The 7557-nt window shown below is 71.7% G+C and carries 5 protein-coding genes; 4 read left to right on the top strand and 1 reads right to left on the bottom strand.

The window, feature by feature from the left end:
• Position 1: 1 nt before the first annotated feature.
• Positions 2-1090 carry an NADH:flavin oxidoreductase gene (locus ACIOJE_RS29175; RefSeq protein WP_400780152.1) on the bottom strand — a complete coding sequence of 363 codons (1089 nt, stop codon included), beginning with the start codon at positions 1088-1090 and terminating at the stop codon, positions 2-4.
• A 303-nt stretch (positions 1091-1393) separates the two neighbouring features.
• Here ACIOJE_RS29175 and ACIOJE_RS29170 point away from each other — a divergent pair, with 303 nt between their 5' ends.
• From ACIOJE_RS29170 to ACIOJE_RS29155, 4 genes are all read left to right on the top strand, one after another.
• Positions 1394-2218, top strand: a complete 825-nt coding sequence (locus tag ACIOJE_RS29170; protein WP_280681977.1) for an oxidoreductase — start codon at positions 1394-1396, stop codon at positions 2216-2218.
• 49 nt (positions 2219-2267) lie between these two features.
• Positions 2268-3464 carry a cytochrome P450 gene (locus ACIOJE_RS29165; protein ID WP_400780149.1) on the top strand — a complete coding sequence of 399 codons (1197 nt, stop codon included), beginning with the start codon at positions 2268-2270 and terminating at the stop codon, positions 3462-3464.
• Positions 3465-3567: 103 nt separating this feature from the next.
• Positions 3568-6975 (top strand): carboxylic acid reductase, encoded by a 3408-nt coding sequence (gene car / locus ACIOJE_RS29160; protein ID WP_400780147.1) that lies wholly within the window; start codon positions 3568-3570, stop codon positions 6973-6975.
• 39 nt (positions 6976-7014) lie between these two features.
• Positions 7015-7425 (top strand): nuclear transport factor 2 family protein, encoded by a 411-nt coding sequence (locus ACIOJE_RS29155; RefSeq protein WP_400780145.1) that lies wholly within the window; start codon positions 7015-7017, stop codon positions 7423-7425.
• The last annotated feature ends 132 nt before the right edge of the window (positions 7426-7557 follow it).

The following is a 7557-nucleotide window of genomic DNA, read 5'->3' as shown; positions in this document are numbered from 1 at the left end:
GTCAGACCAGGGTGGTCAGCACGGCCGGGTCGTACGGGACGGTCCCGGCCAGCTCGCCGCGCAGCGCCTTCGCCGCCCAGTCCGGGTTGGCCAGCAGCGTCCTGCCCACGGCGACGAGGTCGAACTCGTCGCGCTCCAGCCGGGCCACCAGTTCGCCGATCCCGGTCACGCCGGCCTGCCCGGTGTAGCCCTGGGCGAACTGGCCCTCACCGAACTGCCGGTCCAGGCCGACCGAGCCGACCGTCACGACGGCCTTGCCGCTGAGCTTGCGCGTCCAGCCGGCCAGGTTGAGCTCGCTGCCCTCGAACTCGGGCAGCCAGTAGCGCCGGGTGGAGGCGTGGAAGACGTCGACACCCGCGTCGGCCAGCGGGGTGAGCAGCTGCTCCAGCTCCTCCGGGTTCTCGGCGATGCGGGCCCCGTAGTGGTTGACCTTCCACTGGGAGAACCGGAAGAACACCGGGAAGCCCGGGCTGACGGCCGCGCGGATGGCCTGCACGATCTCGGCGCCGAAGCGGGCCCGGGAGGCCGGGTCGCCGCCGTAGCGGTCGGTGCGCCGGTTGGTGGTGCTCCACAGGAAGTCGTCGATCAGGTAGCCGTGCGCGCCGTGCAGTTCGACGCCGTCGAACCCGAGCCGCTCGGCGGTGACGGCGGCCTCGGTGAAGGCCGCCACCGTGTCGTCGATGTCCCGCTGGGTCATGGCCCGCCCGGCCGGGCCGCCGTCCAGGCCGAGACCGGACGGGCCCTCGGTGGGCGGCTCGGTGCCGGTGCGCACCACCCCGGTGTGCCACAGCTGGGGAATGATCCTGCCGCCGGCCCGGTGCACCCGCTCCACCACGTGGGCCCACCCGGCGAGCGCCTGCTCGCCGTGGAAGCGCGGCACGTCGTCGTACGCGCGGGCGGCGGCCCGGCCGACGTAGGTGCCCTCGGTGATGATCAGCCCGACCTGGTGCGCCGCCCGGCGTGCGTAGTACTCCGCAACCTCCTGGCCCGGCACGCCGCCGGGGGACTTCATCCTGGTCATCGGGGCCATCACGATGCGGTTGGGCACCGTCAGATCACCCACGACGAACGGCTCGTCCAGGCTGGCCATGGTTCCTCCCGAATTGTCGGCACTACTGGCACAAACATCCCGGGTGCGCCTTTTCCGACGCCCCGTCACATCGTTTCCGGGTCGTGCGGGAAATGGTCTGGCCGGTCGCACCCCGGTAGCGCATGATTATCGGCCCTGCTGATCGCGGCGTCCAGCCGCGGCCCGGCCGGTGGTATTGGATTGCACAAGGCGATCCAGTGCATCGACATAATCATCTTGACCGTGTCCGCGTGATCACTGATAGTGGTCCAGGTGGTTCCGCGTCGCCTTTCGAGTCGCACCGGTGAATTGATTCCCCTGGCGATGAGTGTCGCGGACAGGATTGCCGAGGAAAGAAAGGTGGCGGAACCCAGGGTGAGTCAGAGTCCCCTTACCGCGCAGATTTCCCATGAGCTGGACGGCAAGCGGGCGGTGGTCACCGGCGGCAGCCGCGGCATCGGCGCCGCCATCGTGCAGAACCTCCTCGACGCCGGCGCCACCGTCGTCACCGGCGCCCGCAGGCCCACCGAACACACTCCGTCCGCCGCCAAGTTCGTGCCGGCGGACCTCGGCACGCCGGACGGTGTGCGCGGGTTCGCGGACGCCGCGCTGGACGCGCTCGGCGGGGTGGACATCATCGTCAACAACGCGGGTGGCTGCCGGGCCTTTCAGACCGCGCTGGAGATCGAGAACGACTGGCAGTACACGGTCGACATCAATTTCCTCTCCGCCGTCCGGCTCAATTCCGCACTCGTGCCGTCCATGCGCGCGGGCGGCGGCGGGGTGATCGTCCACATGTCGTCGATCGCCACCATTTCGTCGTACCCGATGATCCTGCACTACGCCGCCGCCAAATCCGCCCTGGAGGTGTACAGCAAAGGGCTCGCGGTCGAACTGGCGCCGCACGGTATCCGCGTCGTCGCCCTCTCTCCGGGAAACGTGATGACACCGGGAGCGGACGAAGCGCGCGACAAGATCGTCGACTATCTCGGCAGCGAATCGGAGGACTGGGCCGACGAAGTTCCGCTCGGGCGGATCGGCCAGACCCAGGACATCGCCGACGCGGTCGGCTTCCTGGTGTCCCGACGCGCTTCGTGGATCACCGGCAGCAACCTCGTCATCGACGGCGGGAAGAGCGCCTCGCTGTGACCGCCCGCCACGGCGGGACTCGCCCACCACGACTGGAAGGACTGACACGATGACCGCGACAGGGGACGGGCCGCGGGCCTACCCGTTCGGCCCGATTGACCAGCTCAACGTCGACCCCGAGCTGGCCAAGGCCTGCGCCGAACAGCCGGTCCTGCGCGTGAGCCTGCCCTACGGCGGCGACGCCTGGCTGGTCACACGGCACGCGGACGCCAAGACGGTGCTGGCCGATCCCCGGTTCAGCCGGGCCGCCGCCGTGGGCGAGGACGTGCCCCGCACGGTCTCGGCCGGCCTGCCCCGCACCTCCATGCTGAGCATGGACCCGCCGGAGCACAGCCGGCTGCGGCGCCGGGTGGCCAATCCCTTCACGGTGCGCCGGGTCGAAGCGCTGCGCCCGCGCGCCCAGGAGATCGTGGACGGCCTGCTCGACACCATGATCGCCGAAGGGGCGCCGGCCGACCTGACCCGGATGCTGACCTGGCCGCTGCCGGTCACGATGATCTGCGAGCTGCTCGGCGTGCCCTTCGCCGACCGCGAACAGTTCAACACCTGGGTGGACGGCCTGCTGATGCTCTCCGATCCGGAGCGGTCGGCGCGGGACCGCGGGCACCTCAACGACTACCTCGCCGGTCTGATCGCGGCCCGCCGGATCACCCCCACCGATGACCTGCTCGGCGAACTGGCCGCCGTCGAGGACGAGGAGAGCCGGCTCACCGAGGAGGAACTGGTCAGCCTCGGGGTCAGCCTGCTGTCCGCCGGCCAGGAGGCCACCGCCAACCAGATCGGCAACTTCGTCTACACGCTGCTGACCAGGCCCGAGCTCTGGCGGCAACTCGTCGACGATCCCGGCCTGATACCCGACGCGGTCGAGGAACTCTTCCGGATCGTCCCGATCAGCGCCACCGCGGGCTTCACCCGGATCGCCACCGAGGACGTGGAACTGAGCGGGCAGACCGTGCGCGCCGGTGACGCGGTGGTCGCCGAATTCGCCCTGGCCAACCGGGACCCTGAGGTGTTCGACCGCCCCGACGAGATCGACTTCCGCCGGGGGAGCGTCCCGCACCTCGCCTTCGGGCACGGCGTGCACCACTGCCTCGGCGCGCAGCTGGCCAGGATGGAACTGCGGGTCGTGCTGGACACCCTGGTGCGCCGGCTGCCCGGCCTGCACCTCGCCGTGCCGGCCGACCAGGTGCCCTGGCGGACCGAGCGCCTCATCCGCGGCGCGGACGCCCTGCCGGTCGGCTGGTGAGACTCGCGCCGGTGGCGGGGCGCCCACCGACCGGGACCACCGCCCGACGGCGCAGGGGCCAGTCCGCAATCGACATCACCCGGACGCTACGGGAGGGCTCAGCATGGCCGAACCACTGGAGCCGGTCACCGCGGTCGTGCGTGATCCGGGCAAGGGACTTGCCGAGGTCATGGCGGCCATCATGGAGGGCTACGGGGACCGGCCCGCGCTCGGCGAACGCGCCCGGGAGCCCTCGACCGCGCGCCTGCTCCCCGGCTTCGACACCATCAGCTACCGCGAGTTGTGGGCCCGGGTGCGCGCGGTCGCCGGCGAGTGGCACCACCACCCGCAGTACCCGCTGAGCGCGGGCGACCGGCTCTGCCTCCTGGGGTTCACCAGCACCGACTACGCCACGCTCGACCTCGCGTGCATCCACGCGGGCGTCGTGGCCGTACCGCTGCAGTCCAGCGCACCGCTGTCCCAACTGGGGCCGCTCATCGCCGAGACCGAACCGCTCGCCCTCGCCGCGAGCATCGAGCGCCTGGACACCGCCGTGGAGGCCGCCCTCGGGGGAACCACGATCCGACGGGTGATCGTGTTCGACTACCGCCCCGAGGTCGCGGGGCAGTGCGACGCCTTCGAGTCCGCCCGAAGGCGCCTGGCCGAAGCCGGCCGCCCGGTGGCCGTCGAACCGCTGGCCGCCGTGATCGACGCCGGAGCCGTCCTGCCGCCCGCGCCCCTGTTCACCGCCGACCCGGGCGACGACCCGCTGGCCCTGATCATCTACACCTCCGGCAGCACCGGCACCCCCAAGGGGGCCATCTACACCCAACGGCTGGTCGGCACCTCGTGGAACGGGTTCACCTACGGCTCGGAGGACGTGCCCCCGATCAGCATCCACTACATGCCGCAGAGCCACCTCGCCGGCCACATGGCGCTGATGGGCTCGCTCGCCCGGGGCGGTGTCGGCTACTTCACCGCCAGGAGCGACCTGTCCACCCTGTTCGAGGACATCGGGCTGGTCCGCCCCACGGAGCTGACCATGGTCCCGCGCGTGTGCGACATGATCTTCCAGCAGTACCGGAGCGAACTGGACCGGCGGGCCGGCGAGCCGGGCGACGTCGAGACGGCGGTCAAGACCGACCTGCGGGAGAACTTCCTCGGCGGGCGCGTCGCCAAGGCCTTCTGCGGCACCGCCCCGCTGTCCGCCGAGGTGGCGGCCTTCGTCGAGTCCTGCCTCGGCTTCCACCTCTACACCGGCTACGGCTCCACCGAAGCCGGCGGGGTGCTGCTCGACACGGTGGTGCAGCGCCCGCCGGTGCTCGACTACAAGCTGGTCGACGCCCCGGAGCTGGGCTACTTCCGGACGGACGTGCCGTACCCGCGCGGCGAGCTGCTGCTCAAGACGACTACCGCCATCCCCGGGTACTACAAGCGGCCCGAGCTCACCGCCGAGATCTTCGACGCGGACGGCTACTACCGGACCGGCGACATCATGGCCGAGATCGGGCCCGACCGGCTGGTCCACGTCGACCGCACCAAGGACGTCCTGAAGCTCTCCCAGGGCGAGTTCGTGGCCGTCTCCCGCCTGGAGGGCGTCTTCGTCGCCAGCCCCCTCATCCGACAGGTCTTCGTGTACGGCAACAGCGAGCGCGCCTACCCGCTCGCCGTGATCGTCCCCGCACCGGACGCGCTGGCCAGGGCCGGCGGGGACACCGCCGCGCTCAAGCCGCTGCTCGCCGAGTCGCTCCAGCGGGCCGCCAAGGAGGCCGAGCTCAACTCCTACGAGATCCCGCGCGACTTCCTGATCGAGACCGAACCCTTCAGCACCGGCAACGGCCTGCTCGCCGACAGCCACAAGCTGCTGCGCCCCAGACTCCGGGAGCGCTACGGCACGGCCCTGGAGCGGCTGTACACCGAACTCGCCGACGGGCAGGCCCGACAACTGCGCGCACTGCGGCAGGCCGGGCCGGACCAGCCGGTGGCGGAGGTGGTCGGCCGGGCCGCCCAGGCGCTGCTCGGTTGTTCCGGCACCGAGCTGAGGGCCGACGCCCACTTCACCGAGCTGGGTGGGGACTCGCTGTCCGCGCTGTCCTTCGCCACGCTCATGAAGGAGATCTTCCGGATCGAGCTGCCGGTCGGGGTGGTGATCAGCCCGGCCAACGACCTGGCGCGGCTGGCGCGGTACATCGAGGAGGAACGCGGATCCGGGGCGAAACGGCCCACCTTCGCCTCCGTCCACGGCGAGCACGGCTCCGAGGTCCGCGCGGGTGATCTGACCCTGGATCGCTTCCTCGACGCCTCGACGATCGCCGCCGCCCCGACCCTGCCCCGCCCCGACGGCGCCGTCCGCACCGTCCTGCTGACCGGGGCCACCGGCTACCTCGGCCGGTTCCTGTGCCTGGAATGGCTGGAGCGGCTGGCGTCCTCGGGCGGCCGGCTGGTCTGCGTCGTCCGGGGCGGCGACGCCGCCGCGGCGGCGCAGCGGCTGGAGGCGGCCTTCGACAGCGGTGACGCCGAACTGCTCGGGCGCTACCGGGACTTGGCCGAGGGGAGCCTGGACGTCCTCGCGGGCGACATCGGCGAGCCGCGGTTGGGCCTGGACGAGGACACCTGGCAGCGGCTGGCCGACACCGTGGACCTGATCGTCCACCCGGCCGCCCTGGTCAACCACGTGCTGCCCTACCGCGAGCTGTTCGGACCCAACGTCGTCGGCACGGCCGAACTGATCCGCCTGGCGCTCACCTCGCGGATCAAGCCCGTCACCTACGTGTCCACGGTCGCGGTGCTCGCCGGATCCGCGCCCGCAGTCCTCGACGAGGACGCCGACATCCGCCGCAGCAGCCCGGTGCGGCGGCTCGACCAGGGCTACGCCAACGGGTACGCGACCAGCAAGTGGGCGGGCGAGGTCCTGCTCCGGGAGGCGCACGACCTGTGCGGGCTGCCGGTCGTCACCCTCCGGTCGGACATGATCCTCGCGCACAGCCGGTACCGGGGGCAGCTGAACGTGCCCGACGTCTTCACCCGGCTACTGCTCAGCCTGCTCGCCACCGGCATCGCGCCGGGCTCGTTCTACCGCAACGGCAAGCGCGCGCACTACGACGGCCTGCCGGTCGACTTCACCGCCGAGGCCGTCGCCACGCTGGGCGCGCAGGCCACCGGGGGCTACCGGACCTTCAACGCGCTGAACCCGCACGACGACGGCGTCTCGCTGGACACCTTCGTCGACTGGCTCATCGAAGCCGGCCACCCGATCCGGCGGATCGACGACTACGACGACTGGCTCGCCCGCATCACGACCGCGCTCCGCGCCCTGCCGGAGAAGCAGCGCCGGGACTCGTTGCTGCCCCTGCTGCCCGCCTTCGCGCAACCCGAGGAGGGCGTCCCCGGTTCGGCGGTTCCCGCCGCGCGGTTCCACGCCGCCGTGCGGGCCGCGAAGGTCGGCCCGGACCAGGACATCCCGCACCTGTCGGCGGCCCTGATCGGCAAGTACGTCACCGACCTGCGCCACCTCGGGCTGCTCCTTCGTTAGCCCCTGACCCATCCGACGCGGAAGAAACGGGAGTTCGACATGGCGCAGAGCATCGACGAGACGGTCCTGGCGGGTCTGCGGCGCCTGGAGGTGAGCGACTTCGCGGGCTTCCGGGCGCTGTGCACCGCCAAGGCCACGGTGTGGCAGAACGACGGGCAGGGGGAGCAGCCGATCGGCGAGCGGCTGGAGCACTTCAAGTCCTTCGCCGCGACGCTCGATTCCTTGCGGTACGACGTCATCCGCCAGTTCCGGAAGTCGGACGAGGTGCTCCAGCAGCAGGTCATCCACCTGGTGCTGACCGACGGTTCCCGCCATGAGGTCCAGACCGTCGTGTACTTCCGGTTCGAGGGTGAGCTGATCGACCGGATCGAGGAGTACGTCTACACCGTGCCGGAGGGTGCGAGTCCGGCGAGCACGGCGTCAGGCGACGGCGACTCCGCCGCCCGGTAGCCCGAACGACCGCCGGGGCGGGGGGGGGGGGGGGGGCCCCCCGCCCCCCCCCCCGGGGGGGGGGGGGGGGCGGCCCCCCCCCGGGGGGGCCCCGGGGGGGGGGGGCCCCCGCCCCGCGGGGTTGGGCACCAG

The sequence above is a fragment of the Kitasatospora sp. NPDC087861 genome, from assembly GCF_044742585.1.
In the GTDB taxonomy this organism is placed as follows: domain Bacteria; phylum Actinomycetota; class Actinomycetes; order Streptomycetales; family Streptomycetaceae; genus Kitasatospora.
Note: the sequence above shows the minus strand (reverse complement) of the source record. Positions and strands in the feature narration are given on the sequence as shown.